Here is an 18,516-nt window from a genome sequence, read left to right as displayed (position 1 = left end):
ACGGTGGATCCACAGCAAACAGAAATGTCTGAAATGCTGTAATTTGCTCGGCAAGTGTCCCCTCGAACATCGGGCAGAAATCGCCAGGCCGACCCCCGGAGATGTCCGTGCACGACGCTCCCGACACGTCCGCGAAGGCGACGGCTCCCTTCGAGGCGGAACCCCTGGTCCGCGTCCGTGGGCTCGTCAAGCGGTTCGGCGGGACCCTCGCCCTGGCCGGGGTCGACCTCGACATCCACACCGGCAGCGTCCTCGCCCTCCTCGGTCCCAACGGAGCGGGTAAATCCACCCTCATCAAGGTGCTCGCCGGCGTCCACCACGCCGACGCGGGGCGGATCACGGTGGACGGACACCCGCTCGGCACTCCCGCCGCCTCCCGCAGCATGTCCTTCATCCACCAGGACCTCGGTCTCGTGGAGTGGATGACGGTCGCCGAGAACATCGCCCTGAGCGCGGGCTACCCACGCCGCGCCGGACTGATCTCCTGGCGGCGGACCCGCGAGCGCTGCGTGGACGCCCTGCGGATCGTCGCCGGACATCTCGACCCGGACGCACCGATCGCCACCCTCGCCCCCGCCGAGCGTTCCCTGGTCGCGATCGCCAGGGCACTGGCGGCACGCGCGAAGCTCATCGTCCTCGACGAGCCGACCGCCCGCCTCCCGGCCGCGGACTGCGCCCGGCTGTTCCGCGTCCTGCACGCCCTGCGCGACGAGGGCCACGCCGTCCTCTACGTCAGCCACCGCCTCGACGAGGTGTACGAGGTCGCCGACACCTTCGCCGTGCTGCGGGACGGCGTTCTCGTCAGCCACGGCTCACTGGCCGGCCACAGCCCCGCCCGCCTGGTGCACGACATCGTCGGCGAGGCACTGGCGGGCCACCACCCCTCCACGGCCGCGGTCACCGGCGCGGCCGAACTGGCCCTCACTGACGTAAGAGCCCCCGGCACCGGCCCGGTCAGCCTGGAGCTGAGGGCCGGAGAAGCCCTGGGACTGGTCGGCCTGTCGGGCGCCGGGCACCGGGAGCTGGGCCGGGCCATCGCCGGCATGGGGCCCCTTGTCGACGGGCGCGCCCTGCTGGGCGGCCGGCCGTACCGGCCCCGCACGGTCGCCGACGCCGTCAGCCGCGGGGTCGGCCTGGTGCCCGGCGACAGACTGCGGGAGGGGTGCCTCGCCGAGCTGACCGTACGGGAGAACCTCCTGGCCAATCGTCGCGCCGGAGACCGGCCGGCGCCGCGCTGGATCAGCCCTCGCCGCGAACGCGCCGAGGCCGCCGCTCTGCTGGAGCGGTTCGCGGTGCGCCCCCGCGACACCGAGACGTCGATCGCCGTCCTCTCCGGCGGAAACCAGCAGAAGGTCATGATCGGCCGATGGCTCAGGGCGGGCCTGCGGCTGCTGATCCTGGAGGAACCGACGGCGAGCGTGGACATCGGCGCCAAGGCCGCGATCCACCGCCTGCTCGACGAGGCGCTGGCCGAGGGCCTCGCGGTCCTGCTCGTCTCCACCGACTTCGAGGAGATCGCGGGCGTGTGCCGACGCACCCTGGTCTTCGTCCGCGGGGCGGTGACGGACGAGCTGAGCGGCGCGGCTCTCACGGTCGCCGAGCTCACCCGGGCCGCTTCGGCCATGCCTCCCTCCGCGACCGGGACGACCTCGTGACCGCCCAGCCGCCGCCACCCTCCTCCCCGTCCTCGCAACGGCCCCGGCCGGGCCGAGCGGGGCGACTGCGCCGCCCCGGGGGGCACCTCGTCGGCGCCTACGGTCTGCTGGCCCTCACCGCGCTGCTCGTCCTGACCTTCTCCCTCGCCCTGCCGCGCACCTTCCCCACCCAGGACACCGTCGACTCGATCCTGTCCAACCAGTCGATCCCGGCCGTCCTCGCGCTCGCCGCCATGGTTCCCATCGTGACCGGCGCGTTCGACCTCTCCATCGGCTACGGCCTCGGCCTGGCACACGTCATGGTGATGCAACTCGTCGTCAACAGCGGCTGGCCCTGGCCGCTCGCCTGCCTCGCGGTGATCGTGGGAGGGGCGATGGTGGGCGTCCTCAACGGCGTCATCGTCGTCTTCGGCCGGATCGACTCCTTCATCGCCACCCTCGGGACCGGCAGCATGCTGTACGCCGTCACCGGCTGGGTCACCGACGGCGGCCGGATCGTCCCCGGCCCGCAGGGCCTCCCGGCCGCCTTCACCGACCTGTACGACTCCACCTTCCTCGGCCTTCCGGTCCCCGCCTTCTACGTGCTCGCCCTCGCCCTCGTCCTCTGGCTCGTACTGGAACGGCTGCCGCTGGGCCGGAACCTGTACGTCGTCGGCTCGAACCCCCGGGCGGCCGACCTCGTCGGCATCCCGACCGGCACGTACACCATCTACGCCTTCACCGCGTCCGGCCTGATCGTCGGCTTCGCCGGGGTACTGCTCGCGGCCCAGCAGCAGATCGGCAACCCGAGTGTCGGCCTCGACTACCTGCTGCCGGCGTTCGCCGGTGCCCTTCTGGGCTCCACGGCGATCCGACCCGGCCGGCCCAACGCCCTCGGCACCGTCGTGGCCGTCGCCGTCCTCGCCGTCGGCCTCACCGGCATCGGCCAGCTGGGCGCCGACTTCTGGACCGTCCCGCTGTTCTACGGCGGCACCCTGCTCATCGCCGTCGGCCTGGCCGGGTACGCCGCCCGCCGACGTATGCGCACCGGTGCCGTAGCGGCCCGCGACGCGCCCGCCGAGCCACCGCCGCCGTCGTCCTGGAGGCAGGACGGCGGTACGACAGGCACCGCTCCTTGACCACGCCCCGGGCATCGCCTCCGTGCCCCGGCCGCATCCGCCCGCTCGTTCCTCCGCGAGGAGTTCTGGTGCACGGCAACCACAAGCCCCACCCCGCAGTCCTCAAGGCCCGCCTCGCCCTGTGCGGTCTGCTGGTGACGGCGACGGTCCTCGTCGGCTGCGAACGCGGCACGTCGGGCGGCGCGGGGGAGTCACCCACGGGTCCCAGCGGCTGCCCCGCCGCCCACAGCGAGGCCCAGGCCGCGGTCACCCGGGCGGAGAAGACCGACGTTCCCTGGGGCGGGCCGACCAGCGGTCCCGCGGCGGTGTCCGACAGGACCATCGTCTACGTCGCCCAGACCATGACCAATCCCGGAGTCGCGGGCGCCGCCGACGGGGTGAGGCAAGCCGCGCGGGTCATCGGATGGAACGTGCGGGTGATCGACGGCGGAGGCACCCCGGCCGGCATCCAGGCGGCCATGAGCGAGGCCGTGTCCCTCAAGCCCTCGGGCATCGTCATCGGCGGGTTCGACCCCGGCTCCACGTCGCGGCAGGTCGCGCAGGCCAACGCGCAGGGCATTCCGCTCATCGGCTGGCACGCGGTCGCCGCTCCCGGTCCCAGTCGGCGACCCGAGCTCTTCACCAACGTCACCACCCGCGTCGAGGAGGTGGCCCGGATCAGCGCACAGTGGATCATCTCGGACTCCAACGGCCGCGCCGGGGTGGTGCTCATCACCGACGCCTCGATCCCCTTCGCCAGAGGCAAGTCCGAGCTGATCAGGAAGGGGCTCGCCACGTGTTCGGGCGTGAAGCTGCTCGCGTACGAGAACATCCCGATCCCGGATGCGAGCAGCCGTACCCCGCGGGAGATCTCCTCCCTCCTCTCCCGGTTCCAGAGCAGGTGGACCCACTCGGTCGCCATCAACGACCTGTACTTCGCCGACGCCGCGCCCGCCTTCCGCGCCGCGGGCGAGAACGGCTCCGGCCCGCCCTTCAACATCGGGGCCGGTGACGGTGACCCCTCCGCCTTCCAGCGCATCAACGGCAGGCAGTACCAGGCGGCCACCGTGCCCGAGCCGCTGTCCCTGCAGGGCTGGCAGATCGTCGACGAGTTCAACCGCGCCTTCTCCGGCCGGCCGGCCAGCGGATACGTGGCCCCTGTCCACATCGCCACGGCCGGCAACAGCGACGGCGCCACGAGGTGGGACCCGTCGGGGTATCAGGAGGCGTACCGGAAGATCTGGGGCAAGTGACGGCCACCCAGAACGCCCCCCGCCCCGAGGCGGTCGGTCAGACGAGTTGCGGCGTGAACGGAAGCAGTTCGTCCGCTCCGGGTCGCACGAGGGTGCATGAGCTCTCGGGGACCTCGTTCCAGGCGCCGGGCAGATCACCCAGAGGCTCCGACACGACGAGGCGGGTCTCCTCCGAGACCTCCCGCAGGAACTCCAGGTCGGGGTGGAGCGCCCGCAACGTGCGCACCTCGGTGCTGGAGTACAGCGAGCGCGACTCTCCCTGGCTGGAGTAGCGGAAGGCCCACAGCCCCTGTCCGTCCGTCACGGCGACGGTCATCTGCAACGGGAACTCCACCCCGTGCTCGTGCCCGGTTCGTTCCACCAGGCCGACCATCCGCGCCACGGCGCCCGGAGGGTCGTCCTCCAGGCCGAAGGTGAGCGCCAGCCGGAACATCAACTCGGAGTCCGTCGATCCCTCGATGTCGGCGAAGAGCCTCGGGTCGACGGACAGCGCGAGGTCCCGCCGGACCCGGTGGAAGTCGGCGATCGCACCGTTGTGCATCCACATCCAGCGGCCGTACCGAAACGGGTGACTGTTGGTCTGCTGCACCGCGGTACCGGTCGAGGCTCGGATGTGGGCGAAGAACAGCGGGGACCGGACGTGGTCGGCGATCTCCCGCAGATTGCGATTGCTCCAGGCCGGGCCGGTGTCGCGGACGACCGCGGGGGAGTCGACCTCCGCCGTGTACCAGCCGACGCCGAACCCGTCACCGTTGGTGGTCTCGACGCCCAGCCGGGAGTGCAGGCTCTGGTCGATCAGGGAGTGAGCCGGTCTGTAGAGGATGGCGTCGAGCAGGATGGGCGTTCCCGAGTAGGCGAGCCACCGGCACATCAGCTACCACCTTCCTGGCGCTCCGATCCGCGCTGCACGGCGCCGACTGGGGGCGGGTGAGCCCCCCGAGGCGATGGACAGGCCCTGACCGGGCACGGACTCCGGTCCCGTCACTCAGGCAACCCGCCCGGGGAGCGGCTTTTTCAGGGTCGTACGCCTGGCCGTTGATCGCCACACGTCGAGTCCCGCGAGAGCGCCGGGTCCGTGCCGGGCGGGATGAGGAACTCGAGTTCGGGACGGTCCCAGAGCACGGCGGGCGGGTTCGCGGACACGGTCCCGGTGCGCTCCGCGCCCACGCCGCGGTAGAAGCCCTCGGCGGGAGGATGCGACACCACCCGGACACGGTCGAGCCCGGCCGCGCGGGCCTCGGACTGCATGTGCGCGACGAGCAGCCGTCCGATGCCACGCCCCTGTGCTTGGTCGGCGACGAACAGCAGGTCGAGCTCCGCCGGCGCGAGGACGAGCGAGTAGAACCCGAGGACGCGGCTTTCCTGCTCGTGGTCGGTGACGGCCGCGAAGACGCGGTGGGTCTCGATGTAGTCGGGGCCCACCCTGTAGTCCGCGACCATGGGCGCGTACGGCCCCTCGTAGGCGCGTGAGCCACGCACGAGCCGAGTGAGCCGCTTGGCGTCGCGCACGACGGCCCTCCGGACCGTGACTGTCCCACTCCCGCGCGTAATGCTCGACTTCATGAGGAGAGTATTACGTACCAGGAGACACCGTCACGCGGCGGGTGCGGCGCCCGAGCCGGCCTTTCCGCCGTGGTTGTTCGACCCCGGCCGGTCGTATCGACGCCGGGCTGGGGCAGGATCATGAGCACATCCACGCAATGAGGGGTTCAACGATGGAATACCGCCACCTCGGCAACAGCGGCATGATCATCAGTGAGATCGCGTACGGCAACTGGTTGACCCACGGCTCGCAGGTCGAGGAGGAGGCCGCCGTCGCGTGCGTGCGAGCCGCTCTCGACGTGGGCATCACGACGTTCGACACCGCCGACGTGTACGCGGAGACACGCGCCGAGTCGGTGCTCGGGCGGGCGCTGAAGGGGGAGCGGCGCGAAGGGATCGAGATCTTCACCAAGGTGTACTGGCCCACCGGCCCCGGCAAGAACGACCGCGGGCTGTCGCGCAAGCACATCATGGAGTCGATCGACAACTCCCTGCGCAGGCTCGAGACCTCGTACGTGGACCTCTACCAGGCGCACCGGTTCGACCGGTTCACGCCGCTGGAGGAGACCATGGAGGCGTTCGCCGACGTGGTCCACTCCGGTAAGGCCCTGTACATCGGCGTCTCCGAGTGGACGGCCGACCAGATACGGCGGGCGCACGCGCTGGCGCGGGAACTGCGGATCCCGCTGGTGTCGAGTCAGCCCCAGTACTCGATGCTGTGGCGGGTCATCGAGGGTGAGGTCGTGCCCACCAGCGAGGAGCTGGGCATCGGGCAGATCGTGTGGTCCCCGATCGCCCAGGGTGTGCTGACCGGCAAGTACCTTCCCGGGCAGCAGCCGCCGACCGGGTCGCGGGCGACCGACGACAAGGGCTCGGCGATGATCAGCCGCTTCATGCGTGACGAGGTGCTGGAGGCGGTGCAGCGCCTGAAGCCGCTGGCCGACGAAACCGGCCTGACCCTGGCTCAGTTGGCGGTCGCCTGGGTGCTGCAGAACAGCAACGTGTCCGCCGCGATCGTCGGCGCCTCCCGGCCGGAGCAGGTGACCGAGAACGCCAAGGCGGCCGGTGTGACGCTGGACGTGGATCTGATGGCGCGCATCGACGAGATCGTGCTGCCGGTGGCGGTGACGGATCCGCATCTCGTGCACCAGAGCGTGCCCCCGCAGCGTCCCTGAGCAGATGGCCGAGGCCATGACCCGCACCGGCGATCTGAAGGAGCCGCCGCGGATCGTGGCCTCGGTTTCGACGCCTGGCCAGGTCCTCGCTCGTTTCCGGCTCATCGCCCGCCCATGAGGATGTCCGATCCCCCGCATGGCCGCAGAATTGGTGTCATGTGCTGAATGTTCCGGATCGGAGACCCGCATGAAGGACCTCAAGTTCGAGCAGAAGCGCTCACTGTCACGCTTCGAGGCGGCTGACCAGCTCACGGCACTCGCAACCCTGCTGAGGGAAGGTGGGGACACCGACCTGGAACTCGGACCCGGGACGCTGAGCCTGCGGGTCCCCGACGAGCTGCGCGGCGAGATCGAGGTCGAAGTCGGTGACGGACAGATCGAGCTGGAGATCGAGTTCACCTGGCCGACCGCACCGGCCGAAAGGGCGGCCTCGCATACGGGAGCGGGCACCGGCACGGACAAGGCCACGAGGCGGAAGAGCGTGCCCGCCAAGTCCGGCCGGAGCGGTACGGGCACACGCACGGGCAGGAGCAAAGGCACGAAGCGGACTGCCGCGAAAACGTCCTGATGCGTGTCGGACCTCGTGGAAGCCATCCGTCCCCGACGGTCCCGTCCTTCGTCACTGGGTTCGGTTTTCTCCCGTGTCGGGCTGTTCGAGCTGGGAGGCCAGAACCGCGGCCTGGACCCGGCGTTGCACGCCCAGCTTGGCCAGCAGACGGGAGATGTGGTTCTTGACGGTCTTCTCCGACAGGTAGAGCTTCCTGCCGATCTCGCGGTTGGTCAGGCCGTCGCCGATCAGCACCAGGATGTCCCTCTCGCGTGCGGACAGGCTCGCCAGCTCGGACGGTACGGCCGGGCTGTCCGTCGGGTCGGCGCGCAGTGAGCTCATCAGGCGGGCCGTGGTCGCGGGGTCCAGCATCGACTGGCCCGAGGCCACCGTGCGAACGGCCGAGACCAGGTCGGACCCCTTGATCTGCTTGAGGACGTAGCCGGAGGCGCCGGCCATGATCGCGTCGAGCAGCGCCTCCTCGTCGTCGAACGAGGTCAGCATCAGACAGGCGAGCTGGGGCATCTGGTCGCGCAGCTCCCGGCAGACCGAGATGCCGTCACCGTCCGGCAGCCGCACGTCCAGGACGGCGACGTCGGGGCGCAGCGCCGGGCCTCGCGCGAGCGCGTGCTCCACGGTGTCGGCATCGCCGACCACCGAGATGTCCGGCTCGGCGCCGAGCAGGTCGGCCAGGCCCCGGCGGACGACCTCGTGGTCGTCCAGCAGAAACACACGGATCGGGTTCTGCTCGGTGAAAGTGCGCGGCTCCGACATGACAGGCCCCTCGTTACCCGGTGGAGGACAGGCTGCGCGTGCCACCGTCCCTGACGCCGATCATCACCCGCCCGGGCCGAACGCACCAGGGCCGACCGGCCCCCCTCGCGCGAATGAGGTGGCGGCTCTCACGAGACCGATGATCACAGGAGGGCACGCATCCGCCACAGATGCCGGCAGGTTCACGCGGAACCGCTGCTCCTGGTGCCACCGGGAGGCGCACCCTTGGGCGGCGCCGGGTCGACGTGGCGTGTGAGGTCGAAGTCCACGTCCACGACACCCTCGACGGCCCGGACCAGCCGTGCCGCCACCGGCACCAGCGAGGTGTCCCGGACCTGGCCGACGAGCTTGACGACGCCGTCCCGCACGTCCACGTGGATGCTTGACTTCTGCGCGGGGAACAGGCGGGAGACGACCTCACGCCGTACCTCCTCGGCGATCTCGTCGTCGGCGCGGAGGAAGACCTTGAGCAGGTCGGCACGGCTGACGACACCTTCGAGCAGGCCCACGGCGTCGACCACGGGGAGCCGCTTGACCTTCGCCCGGGCCATGGTCCGGGCGGCCTGGGCGAGGGTGGCGTCCGGGTGGGTGGTCAGGACCGGGGAGGTCATGAGGTCCTCCGCGGTCACCGCGCCGGCCTTCGCCAGGTCGGACAGGCGGCGCAGTTGGCTGGTGGGGGTACCTCCGCTCGAGCGGAGACGGGGATCGCTGTCGCGGAACTCCTCCTTGGGAAGCAGGTCCGCTTCGGAGACGACGCCGACGACACGGCCCTCACCCTCGACGACGGGCAGGGCGCTGACCTTCCAGTCCTGCATCAGCTGCACGATCTCCTTGAAGGGTGCTCTGCGGCCGACGGCGGCGACGGTGTGGGTCATCACATCGCTGACGATGTACGGGGTGGCGTGCATGACCACTCCTTGGTCGCGGTACGAGGGTGTGGATCAGATGGAGCTGCCGGCGCCGTACGGGGCGTACAGGTCCAGCAGGCGTGTCCTGGCCGAGCGGAGACGATGGGCGAGTATCTGGCCCACCCACTGGCTGACGTCGCTGCCCAGGGCCGGGTTGTCCCGGCACATCGACCGGACGGCCTCGGCGTCGAACTCGTAGGCCCGGATCGGTGTGGTCGCCTCGGCGCCCAGGTGCCAGACGTGCGGCGCGAAGAGCCAGGACCAGCCGACCAGCTCGTTGTGCCCGAGGCACTCGATGACGGCCGCCCGACGTCCCGGCACCCGCATGTCGAGCTCGATGCTGCCGGTGCGGATGATCCAGAAACGGTCGGCGCGCGCGCCCTCCTCGAACAGGCGCGTCCCCTGGGGTATGGACACTTCGCGGGCGACGCGCATGAGCTGCTGACGGTGTTCCGCTGACAAGGAGCGCAGCATGGTGGGGGTGGGAGAGACGTTCATGGCCTGCCTCCGCGGAGGGGTGCGAACTTCCAAGGCCAGCGTGTGCCGGGTCCTTCCGGCGGGCCAGGGGCCACCTGGACCACGCATCGGACCGTTGGGTACCGAATGAGCGGTGGCCTCGGCCTACCGGCTCCCGAACCGCGGGCCGGTCGGGTCCCATCCGGGACCAGTGGCCCCTGCGCGAGGAGCCCCTCGAAGACGACGCTGGAATCACCGCCCTCGCCGTGGTCCCCCACGACCGACTCGTCACCGAGGAGAACACACCGATGAAGGCAGCGGTCGTACGAGCGGCCGGACGCACCAAGGTCATTCATGAGGCCCGTCCACTCGTCTCCGTCAACGACCCCATCGACGAGGTCCTGCGCGGCGAGGCCAAGGCCAACATCGTGTTCGACCTGGACGCTGGGTGGTGACGACGATGACCGGGCTGCCCCTCGTCGTAGGCGTGGACGGCTCCCAGCCGAGCCTGCGGGCCGTCGACTGGGCGGCCGACGAGGCCGTCCTGCGCGGGGCGACGCTGCGCCTCGTCCACGCCTCGCTCTTCGAGCGGTACGAGGGTGCCACTCCCGCGGGAGACCCCGGCGAGCCGTCCGAGCAGGTCATGGCCGAGGACGTCGTGAGGACCGCCGTACAGCGGGCCCGCCTGCGCCATCCCGGCCTCGAGGCAGCCACCGACGTGCTGCCCGAGGAACCCGGGCACGCCCTGGTCCGGGAGGGACGCAGCGCCGCCGCGCTGGTGCTGGGAAGCCGCGGCCGCAGCGGGTTCGCCGAGCTGCTGCTGGGTTCGGTCAGCCTGACCGTCGCAGCCCACGCGGACTGCCCGGTGATCGTGCTCCGCGGCAGCCATGACAACCAGGTGCCCTCCGGGCCCGGCGGCCGGGTCGTCGTCGGCGTCGGCGAGCGGGGCGCGGACTCCGCCGCACTGCGCTTCGCCGTCCAGGAGGCGCGGATCCGCGACGCGACCCTGGAGGCGGTACGGGCCTGGCGGTGCCCCGCGCACGAGACCACCGACCACCCCCTGCTCGCCGGGGGACCCGCCAGGCTGCACGAACAGCACGCTGCTGAGATCCTGGACCAGGCACTGAAGGACGTGCCCGCGGATGTGGAGCTGCACCGGCGGACGGTGGAGGGCCCGGCCCGCGGGGTGCTGCTGGGCGCCTCGCACCAGGCCGACCTGCTGGTGGTCGGGGCCCGGCGCGACTCGGGGCACCTCGGGCTCCAGCTGGGACGCGTGGCCCACGCGGTCCTGCACCACGCCGCCTGCGCGGTCGCGGTCGTGCCCGAGCGGCCGTGAGCCGGGTGGCCGTGAGCCGGGTGACCGGTCGTTCAGAGGTTCGCCGCGTGATCGGGGACGTAGGTCTGCAGGTCGCGGGACGGCCGCACATAGCCGGTCGACTCCGGCCGCTCCGGCAGTTCGAGCACCGGCGGGGGAGCATCGCGATACGGCAGGGAGCCCAGCAGATGGGCGATCATGTTCAGCCGGGCCCGGCGCTTGTCGTCGCTCTCGACCACGAACCACGGCGTCTCGCTGATGTCGGTGTGCACCAGCATCACGTCCTTGGCCCGCGAATAGGCCTCCCAGCGGGTGATCGACTCCAGGTCCATCGGGGACAGCTTCCAGCGCCGCAGCGGGTCCTCCAGGCGGCGTCGGAAGCGCTCCTGCTGCTCGGTGTCGCTCACCGAGAACCAGTACTTGCGCAGCAGGATCCCGTCCTCGACCAGCATGCGTTCGAAGATCGGGCACTGGCGCAGGAAGAGCTGGTACTCCTCCGTGGTGCAGAAGCCCATCACGCGTTCGACCCCGGCCCGGTTGTACCAGGACCGGTCGAACAGCACGATCTCCCCGGCCGCCGGCAGGTGCTCGATGTAGCGCTGGAAGTACCACTGGGTGCGCTCGCGCTCGGTCGGCTTCGGCAGCGCCGCGATCCGTGCCACGCGCGGGTTGAGGTGCTCGGCGACCCGTTTGATGGTGCCGCCCTTGCCCGCGGCGTCCCTTCCCTCGAAGACGACGACCAGCCGGGCGCCCTCCGCCCGCACCCACTCCTGCAGCTTCACCAGCTCCGTCTGCAGGCGGAGCAGTTCCCGCTCGTACGCCTTGCGCGGCAGCTTCGCCGCCTTCTTGTCGGCCATGCCGCCTCCAAGCCCCGAGACCGCCGATGAATCCGGAGTCACTCATGCCCACGGTCGAACACCAGGACGCCACGGTACTTTCCGAGGAGGAGCTGCGCACTCTGGACGCCCACTGGCGAGCCGCGAACTACCTGGCCGCCGGACAGATCTACCTGATGTCCAACCCGCTGCTCACCGAGCCACTCAAGGCCGAGCACATCAAGCCCCGGCTCCTGGGTCACTGGGGCACCTCACCCGGCCTCAACCTCGTGTACACCCACCTCAACCGTGTGATCAGGGCGCGCGGACTGGACGCCCTGTGTGTCTGGGGGCCGGGGCACGGCGGGCCGGCCGTGCTCGCCAACTCGTGGCTGGAGGGCACCTACAGCGAGATCTACCCGGACGTGCCCAGGGACGGGGACGGCATGGCCCTGCTGTTCCGGCAGTTCTCCTTCCCCGGCGGTGTGCCGAGCCATGTCGCCCCTCAGACACCGGGCTCCATCCACGAGGGCGGTGAACTCGGCTATTCGCTGGCGCACGCCTACGGGGCCGCCTTCGACAACCCGGACCTGCTGGTCGCCTGTGTGATCGGCGACGGTGAGGCGGAGACCGGGCCGCTGGCCGCGTCCTGGCACTCCGACAAGTTCCTCGACCCCGTGCACGACGGCGCGGTGCTGCCGATCCTGCACCTCAACGGCTACAAGATCGCCAACCCGACGGTGCTCTCCCGGCTCCCGGAGGCCGAACTCGACGCCCTGCTGCGGGGCTACGGCCACGAGCCGATCCATGTCAGCGGCGACGACCCGGCCCAGGTGCACCGCGCCATGGCCCGGGCCCTCGACGACGCGCTGGACCGCATCGCGGCGATGCAACAGACCGCCCGCGAGGACGGCGTCGCCGAGCGCGTGCACTGGCCCGTGATCGTGATGCGCACCCCGAAGGGCTGGACGGGCCCCGCCGAAGTCGACGGCGTGCCCGTCGAGGGGACCTGGCGCGCCCACCAGGTCCCGCTCGCGGCGGTACGCGAGAACCCAGGGCATCTGCGGCAGCTGGAGACCTGGCTGCGCTCGTACCGGCCCCAGGAGCTCTTCGGCACGGACGGCCGCCCCGTCGCCGACGTCCTCGCCTGCGTCCCCGACGGCGCCAGGCGGCTCGGTGCCACCCCGCATGCCAACGGCGGACTGCTGGTGCGGGACCTTCCGATCGGGTCACTCGACGACTTCGCGGTACCCGTCGACAAGCCCGGAACCACCCTGCACGAGCCCACCAGGGTCCTCGGTGACCTCCTCGCCCGGGTCATGCGGGACACCGGCGGACGCCGGGACTTCCGCCTCGTCGGCCCTGACGAGACCGCCTCCAACCGGCTCCAGGCCGTCTTCGACGTCAGCGGAAAGGCCTGGCAGGCTCAGCACCTGGTGGGCGACGAACACCTCGAGCATCACGGACGGGTGATGGAGATCCTCTCCGAACACACCTGCCAGGGCTGGCTGGAGGGATATCTGCTGACGGGCCGTCACGGACTGTTCTCCTGCTACGAGGCGTTCGTGCACATCGTCGACTCCATGGTCAACCAGCACATCAAGTGGCTCAAGACCGCACGGGAGCTGACCTGGCGCGCACCCATCGCCTCCCTCAACTACCTGCTGACCTCCCATGTGTGGCGCCAGGACCACAACGGGTTCTCCCACCAGGACCCCGGCTTCGTCGACCACGTCCTCAACAAGAGCCCCGAGGTGGTACGGGTGTATCTGCCGCCGGACGCCAACACCCTGCTGTCGGTGGCGGACCACGCACTGCGCAGCCGGGACCACGTCAACGTGATCGTGGCGGGCAAGCAGCCCTGCTTCGACTGGCTGTCCATGGACCAGGCCCGCGCCCACTGCGCACGCGGCGCCGGCATCTGGGAGTGGGCCGGCACGGAGAACGGCGGCGAGCCGGACGTCGTCCTCGCCTGCGCCGGAGACGTACCCACCCAGGAAGTGCTCGCCGCCGCGCAGTTGTTGCGCCGCCATCTGCCGGAGCTCGCCGTCCGCGTGGTCAACGTGGTCGACATGACCCGGCTGCTGCCGCGTGAGGAACACCCGCACGGGATGAGCGACTTCGAGTACGACGGCCTGTTCACCACCGACAAGCCGGTGATCTTCGCCTACCACGGCTACCCGTGGCTCATCCACCGCCTCGCCTACCGCCGCACCGGCCACCCGAACCTGCACGTACGCGGCTACAAGGAATCCGGCACCACGACCACGCCGTTCGACATGGTGGTCCGCAACGACCTCGACCGCTACCGCCTGGTCATGGACGTCATCGACCGGGTCCCCGAGGTGGCCGTGCGCGCCGCCGCCGTGCGCCAGCAGATGGCCGACGCCCGCACCCGCCACCAGGCGTGGATCCGCGAGCACGGCATGGACCTGCCCGAGGTCGTGGACTGGACCTGGAACGCCTGACCTCCCCGCGTACGTCCGAAAGGGCCGGTCACCGCCGTCCTACCGGGAGGCAGAAGCAGGGACCGTCGGCGGCGCGCAGGGCCGATCGGCCCCGCGCCCGTCCCCGTACAGCCCCTGGGACCCCGTCCCGGACCGCGGGACGATCGAAGTGCCGAGAGCCGGCGCGGCCGACGGTCGGCCGTGCCGACGGTGAGAGGAGGCGGACCACCATGACCGACACCGTGTTGGTCACCTACGGAACGACGAACGGATCCACGGCGGGCATCGCCGAGGCCGTCGCCGATGTCCTGCGCAAGGACGGACTGACCGTCGAGGTGCTGCCGGCCGGGTCCGTGACGAGCGTGGCGCCGTACGACGCCGTCGTGGTCGGCGGCGGCCTCTACGCGGGACGCTGGCACAAGGACGCGCGGCGGTTCGTCCGCCGGCACAGCGGCGAACTCGCGAAGCGCCCCGTGTGGTTCTTCAGCAGTGGCCCGCTCGACCCCTCGGCCTCCGAGCGGGACATCCCGCCCGTGCGTGGCGTGCGGCGGGCGATGAACCGCCTGGACGCCCGGGACCACGTCACGTTCGGCGGGTGCCTGGAGGAAGGCGCGAAGGGACGCGTGGCCAAGATGATCCTCCGCTCCGGAAAGGGCGGCGACTTCCGGGACTTCGGCGCCATCCAGGCATGGGCGCAGAGCGTCGCGGACGCCCTGGCACGGGCGTAGGCGGGACCAGAAAAGAGGGGAGCGGGGGTCCTGTGCATCTGCCGACCGGCCCCGACGCCCGGTTCGAAAGGGGCGCCGGGGCCGAGCGGTCCGCACAAGGGCCGGACGGCCCAAGCAGCGCGGACGACGACCGGACAGGCTGGACCCATGGGCGATCCCGTTACTCGAACAGAGGATGGTGAGGAGCGTCATGAAAGGCTTCGTCTTCCACGGTCCCGGGCAGTCCGCCTGGGAGGAGGTCCCGGACCCTGCCGTCCAGGAGCCGACCGACGCCATCGTGCGGGTCGACGCCGTCACCATCTGCGGGACGGACCTGCACATCCTCAAGGGCGATGTGCCCGAGGTACGGCCAGGCACCGTCCTGGGCCACGAGGCCGTCGGTGAGATCGTGGAGGTCGGCGACGACGTCCGGACCGTCCGTCCGGGCGATCGGGTGCTGGTCTCCTGCATCACCGCCTGCGGCCGTTGCCGCTTCTGCCGTGAGGGCAGCTACGGCCAGTGCCGAGGCGGTGGGGGCTGGATCCTCGGCCACCTGATCGACGGCACTCAGGCCGAGTACGTCCGCGTCCCCTACGCCGACATGTCCGTGCACGCACTGCCCGGCGCGGTCGACAGCAAGGACGCCGTCATGCTGGCCGACATCTTCCCGACCTCCTACGAGGTGGGCGTCCTCAACGGGCGGGTGCGCCCCGGCGACACCGTCGCCATCGTCGGAGCCGGTCCCATCGGCCTCGCGGCGATCGCGACGGCGGGTCTGTTCGCACCCGAGAGGATCGTCGCCGTCGACCTGGCCCCGTCCCGGCTGGAAGCCGCCAAGCGGCTCGGTGCCGACGCGGTGGCCGACGCCCGCGAGGACCCCGAGCAGCTGATCGCCGATCTCACCGACGGTCTGGGCGCGGACGTGGTCATCGAGGCGGTCGGCGTGCCGGAGAGCTTCGAGCTGTGCACCCGCGTGGTGCGGCCCGGCGGCCACGTGGCCAACATCGGCGTCCACGGCAAGCCCGCCACGCTGCACCTGGAAGACCTGTGGATCAAGAACGTGACCATCACCACCGGTCTGGTGGACACCCACTCGACGCCCACCTTGCTGCGCATGGCGGCCGCAGGACGGCTGCCCACCGCGCAGCTGGTCACCCACACCTTCCCGCTGGACCACGCGGAGGAGGCGTACGAGGTCTTCGCCCGGGGCGCCGACACCGGCGCCCTCAAGGTGGTGCTCGGCGAACCGTCGCACGAGGAAGTCGCCCTCCGGGCGGCCTGACGAGAGGACGTGACGGGCCCTCCTCGGGGAAGCGGGCCGCCGACGCTCCCCGGCTGAGTTCTCCGCACCGGGTGAGGACGAACCGGCGAGCGACCGCTGTGCCGAGCTGTCAGATGTGTCAGGTCAGAGACGAGAAGGCAGATGTACGGCGACGACGGATTCCGCGAACTCGACCGGCAGGAGTGCGCGCGCCTGCTGGTCCAGGTGCCCGTGGGGCGCATCGTGTACACGCGGCAGGCGCTGCCCGCCGTGCTGCCGGTCCACTTCTGCCTGGACCGCGACGGCGCGATCCTGGTGCGCACCTCGGCCTCCTCGCAACTGGTGAGCGCGATCGAGGGCGCCGTGGTCGCCTTCGAGGCCGACGAGGTCGACGCCGCCGCCCACTCCGGCTGGAGCGTCGTGGTCACCGGGCCGGCCACCCTGGTGACCGACCCGGCCGAGCACGCACAGCTGCTGAGGACCGGCCCGCGTTCCTGGGCGCCGGCGCCGCAGGACGTCTTCGTGCGTATCGATCCGGAGTTGGTCACCGGGCGTGAACTCTTCGGCGGACGCGCCCCGGACGGCGTGCACCTCCCTCCTGAACCCCCGTCCGTCGAGGTGACCGCGAAGGGACCGTGATCGACGACGCACGGGCACTCGGCCCGCTCCGCTACCACCCCCAGCCGCGGGCCATTACCGTGGCAATTGACCGGACCGGTGCAGTCCGCGCGTCAGGGGACCTGGAGGAGCGCAGGTGGGAAACCTGGAGGATGCCCGCGTACGGCTGCCTCAGCTGCGGCTGGACGAACTGCTGGAGGAGCTGCAGGCGCGGCTGGACACGGCCCGCGGCACCCGGGACCGGGTGCACAGCCTGCTGGAGGCGGTGCTCTCGGTCGGCCGGGATCTGAACCTGGAGCAGGCGCTGTACAGCATCGTGGAGGCCGCGGCCACCCTGGTGGACGCCGAGTACGCGGCCCTGGGCGTGATCGGACCGGACGGCCAGCGGCTGTCCGCCTTCCACACCATCGGAGTCAGCCAGGAGCAGATCGACCGGATCGGCCCCTTCCCGGAGGGGCACGGCATCCTCGGAGAACTGATCAGCCACCCCGAGCCCCTGCGGCTGGCGAAAATCTCCGAACACCCCTCCTCGTACGGTTTTCCGCCCCACCACCCGCCGATGAACACCTTCCTCGGCGTCCCCATCCGCGTGCGCGACCAGATCTTCGGCAACCTGTACCTGACCGAGAAGCGGGGCGGGCTGCAATTCGACGAGGAGGACGAGTCGGTGCTGGCGACCCTGGCCGTCGCGGCCGGCGTCGCGATCGACAACGCCCGCCTGTACGAGGAGTCCCGGTTGCGTGAGCGCTGGCTGAGGGCCAACGCGGAGATCACCCACAGCCTGATGTCCGGCCGAGCGCGCACCGAGGTCCTCGGCGTGATCGCCGAACGGGCCATCGAGATCACCGGGTCGGCGCTGGCTGCGGTCGCGCTGCCCATGGCGGACACCGGGTCGCTCGCCGTGGAGATCGCCGTCGGCATGGACGCGGAGGCGCACCGGGGGCTCGTACTGCCCCTGGACAGGAGCCTCATGGGGCTCGCCTTCGCCGGCGCCGCATCGGTCACCAGCGAGGACGTCGGCCACGACCAACGGATCTCCCTGGAGCCGCCGCGCTTCGGGGGGCTCGGCCCCGCCGTGGCGGTGCCCATCGGCACGGGCGAGGGGGGCGCCCGAGGCGTGGTCCTGCTGGCGCGGGAAGCGGGCCGGGAGGCGTTCTCGGTGACCGAGACCGAGACCTTGCAGGCCTTCGCCGCGCAGGCCGCCGTCGCGATGGAGCTGGCGGAACGCCGCCAGGACGCCGAGCAGGTCGCCGTGCTCAAGGACCGCGACAGGATCGCCCGCGACCTGCACGACCTGGCGATCCAGAGGCTGTTCGCCACCGGTATGACCCTGCAGAGCGCGGGTCGCTTCATCGAGCACCCGGAGGCCGCCGAACGCGTGGCCCGGGCGGTCGACGACCTGGACGAGACCATCAAGATCATCAGGTCGACCATCTTCGGCCTGCGGGCCCGCGAGGGCGCCGGGGAGGCCGGGCTGCGGGCCCGCACGGTACGGGTCGTCGGGGAGGCGACACCGGTCCTGGGCTTCGCCCCCAGCGTGCGGATGGAGGGCCTGCTGGACACCGACGTGCCGAAGGAGGTCGCCGACCACATGGTGGCGGTCCTGTTCGAGGCACTGACCAACGTCGCCCGGCACGCCCGTGCCGACCGGGCCGAGGTGGTCCTGGCCACGGACGGACGGGAGGTACGGCTGACGGTCACCGACAACGGCGTGGGCATCCCGGCCGACGGCCGCCGCAGCGGGTTGAACAACCTGGCCGAGCGCGCCGAGCAACTGGGTGGCCGACTGGAACTCGGCGAACCCGAGGGCGGCGGCACCACGCTGGTGTGGCGAGTGCCGACGCGGAAGCCCTAGGGGGTGTCCGCAAAGTCCCGCCTGCCCCGCGACGCCCGGCACGCACTCTCGCCGCACCGGGCGAACACCCGAGTACGACCAGTACGCGGGC

Annotated in this window: 17 protein-coding genes and 1 pseudogene; 12 read left to right on the top strand and 6 right to left on the bottom strand. The window is 71.1% G+C overall.

The annotated features are described in order from the left end of the window. The first annotated feature begins 107 nt into the window (after window positions 1-107). The 3 genes from ABZ027_RS39605 to ABZ027_RS39595 all read left to right on the top strand — a co-directional run bounded on the left by ABZ027_RS39605 (window position 108) and on the right by ABZ027_RS39595 (window position 4,005). A complete protein-coding gene (locus tag ABZ027_RS39605; protein ID WP_356777289.1) occupies window positions 108-1,655 on the top strand; it encodes a sugar ABC transporter ATP-binding protein in 1,548 nt (515 codons plus the stop codon). Then, on the top strand, window positions 1,652-2,773 hold the full coding sequence (locus ABZ027_RS39600; protein ID WP_356777287.1) for an ABC transporter permease: 1,122 nt from the start codon (window positions 1,652-1,654) through the stop codon (window positions 2,771-2,773). Before ABZ027_RS39605 ends, ABZ027_RS39600 begins: the two co-directional genes overlap by 4 nt. A gap of 68 nt (window positions 2,774-2,841) precedes the next feature. Further along, on the top strand, window positions 2,842-4,005 hold the full coding sequence (locus ABZ027_RS39595) for a substrate-binding domain-containing protein (protein WP_356777285.1): 1,164 nt from the start codon (window positions 2,842-2,844) through the stop codon (window positions 4,003-4,005). A gap of 37 nt (window positions 4,006-4,042) precedes the next feature. On the opposite strand, the gene ABZ027_RS39590 is transcribed toward ABZ027_RS39595, so the two are convergent. Then, window positions 4,043-4,876 carry a class II glutamine amidotransferase gene (locus tag ABZ027_RS39590; RefSeq protein WP_356777283.1) on the bottom strand — a complete coding sequence of 278 codons (834 nt, stop codon included), beginning with the start codon at window positions 4,874-4,876 and terminating at the stop codon, window positions 4,043-4,045. Window positions 4,877-5,019: 143 nt separating this feature from the next. Further along, the gene (locus ABZ027_RS39585) at window positions 5,020-5,568 is read right to left on the bottom strand and encodes a GNAT family N-acetyltransferase (RefSeq protein WP_356777281.1); all 549 of its coding nucleotides are present in this window, start codon (window positions 5,566-5,568) and stop codon (window positions 5,020-5,022) included. Between the two features lie 152 nt (window positions 5,569-5,720). Here ABZ027_RS39585 and ABZ027_RS39580 point away from each other — a divergent pair, with 152 nt between their 5' ends. Beyond that, the gene (locus ABZ027_RS39580; protein WP_356777279.1) at window positions 5,721-6,722 is read left to right on the top strand and encodes an aldo/keto reductase family protein; all 1,002 of its coding nucleotides are present in this window, start codon (window positions 5,721-5,723) and stop codon (window positions 6,720-6,722) included. A gap of 187 nt (window positions 6,723-6,909) precedes the next feature. Continuing rightward, window positions 6,910-7,290: an amphi-Trp domain-containing protein gene (locus ABZ027_RS39575; protein WP_356777277.1), complete on the top strand. Its 381-nt coding sequence runs from the start codon at window positions 6,910-6,912 to the stop codon at window positions 7,288-7,290. Window positions 7,291-7,341: 51 nt separating this feature from the next. Here ABZ027_RS39575 and ABZ027_RS39570 read toward each other — a convergent pair whose 3' ends face one another. The 3 genes from ABZ027_RS39570 to ABZ027_RS39560 all read right to left on the bottom strand — a co-directional run bounded on the left by ABZ027_RS39570 (window position 7,342) and on the right by ABZ027_RS39560 (window position 9,449). Continuing rightward, window positions 7,342-8,043: a response regulator transcription factor gene (locus ABZ027_RS39570; RefSeq protein ID WP_356777275.1), complete on the bottom strand. Its 702-nt coding sequence runs from the start codon at window positions 8,041-8,043 to the stop codon at window positions 7,342-7,344. 182 nt (window positions 8,044-8,225) lie between these two features. Next, the gene (locus ABZ027_RS39565; protein WP_356777273.1) at window positions 8,226-8,951 is read right to left on the bottom strand and encodes a CBS domain-containing protein; all 726 of its coding nucleotides are present in this window, start codon (window positions 8,949-8,951) and stop codon (window positions 8,226-8,228) included. Window positions 8,952-8,984: 33 nt separating this feature from the next. Beyond that, window positions 8,985-9,449 carry a cyclic nucleotide-binding domain-containing protein gene (locus ABZ027_RS39560; protein WP_356777271.1) on the bottom strand — a complete coding sequence of 155 codons (465 nt, stop codon included), beginning with the start codon at window positions 9,447-9,449 and terminating at the stop codon, window positions 8,985-8,987. Window positions 9,450-9,730: 281 nt separating this feature from the next. Here ABZ027_RS39560 and ABZ027_RS39555 point away from each other — a divergent pair. Both ABZ027_RS39555 and ABZ027_RS39550 read left to right on the top strand, forming a co-directional pair. Beyond that, a pseudogene (locus ABZ027_RS39555) lies at window positions 9,731-9,862 on the top strand (zinc-dependent alcohol dehydrogenase); the annotation flags it as partial. A gap of 5 nt (window positions 9,863-9,867) precedes the next feature. Continuing rightward, complete coding sequence (locus tag ABZ027_RS39550) at window positions 9,868-10,743, top strand: universal stress protein (RefSeq protein ID WP_356777269.1); 876 nt, start codon at window positions 9,868-9,870, stop codon at window positions 10,741-10,743. A 32-nt stretch (window positions 10,744-10,775) separates the two neighbouring features. Here the strand turns inward: ABZ027_RS39550 and ppk2 are convergent, their stop codons facing one another. After that, the gene (gene ppk2, locus ABZ027_RS39545) at window positions 10,776-11,579 is read right to left on the bottom strand and encodes a polyphosphate kinase 2 (RefSeq protein ID WP_356777267.1); all 804 of its coding nucleotides are present in this window, start codon (window positions 11,577-11,579) and stop codon (window positions 10,776-10,778) included. 44 nt (window positions 11,580-11,623) lie between these two features. Between ppk2 and ABZ027_RS39540 the strand changes: the two genes are divergently transcribed. The 5 genes from ABZ027_RS39540 (at window position 11,624) to ABZ027_RS39520 (ending at window position 18,425) form a co-directional block, all read left to right on the top strand. Beyond that, complete coding sequence (locus ABZ027_RS39540; RefSeq protein ID WP_356777265.1) at window positions 11,624-14,005, top strand: phosphoketolase family protein; 2,382 nt, start codon at window positions 11,624-11,626, stop codon at window positions 14,003-14,005. 209 nt (window positions 14,006-14,214) lie between these two features. Then, the gene (locus ABZ027_RS39535; protein ID WP_356777263.1) at window positions 14,215-14,712 is read left to right on the top strand and encodes a flavodoxin domain-containing protein; all 498 of its coding nucleotides are present in this window, start codon (window positions 14,215-14,217) and stop codon (window positions 14,710-14,712) included. Window positions 14,713-14,902: 190 nt separating this feature from the next. Next, window positions 14,903-15,973 (top strand): zinc-dependent alcohol dehydrogenase family protein, encoded by a 1,071-nt coding sequence (locus ABZ027_RS39530; protein ID WP_356777261.1) that lies wholly within the window; start codon window positions 14,903-14,905, stop codon window positions 15,971-15,973. Window positions 15,974-16,114: 141 nt separating this feature from the next. Next, the gene (locus ABZ027_RS39525) at window positions 16,115-16,591 is read left to right on the top strand and encodes a pyridoxamine 5'-phosphate oxidase family protein (RefSeq protein ID WP_356777259.1); all 477 of its coding nucleotides are present in this window, start codon (window positions 16,115-16,117) and stop codon (window positions 16,589-16,591) included. A 115-nt stretch (window positions 16,592-16,706) separates the two neighbouring features. Then, a complete protein-coding gene (locus tag ABZ027_RS39520; RefSeq protein ID WP_356777257.1) occupies window positions 16,707-18,425 on the top strand; it encodes a GAF domain-containing protein in 1,719 nt (572 codons plus the stop codon). Window positions 18,426-18,516 lie beyond the last annotated feature (91 nt).

Origin of the sequence: Streptomyces sp. NPDC006332, assembly GCF_040612855.1 — a bacterium.
In the GTDB taxonomy this organism is placed as follows: domain Bacteria; phylum Actinomycetota; class Actinomycetes; order Streptomycetales; family Streptomycetaceae; genus Streptomyces.
The sequence above is the reverse complement of the archived record's forward strand: the minus strand, read 5'-3'. Positions and strand labels throughout refer to the sequence as shown.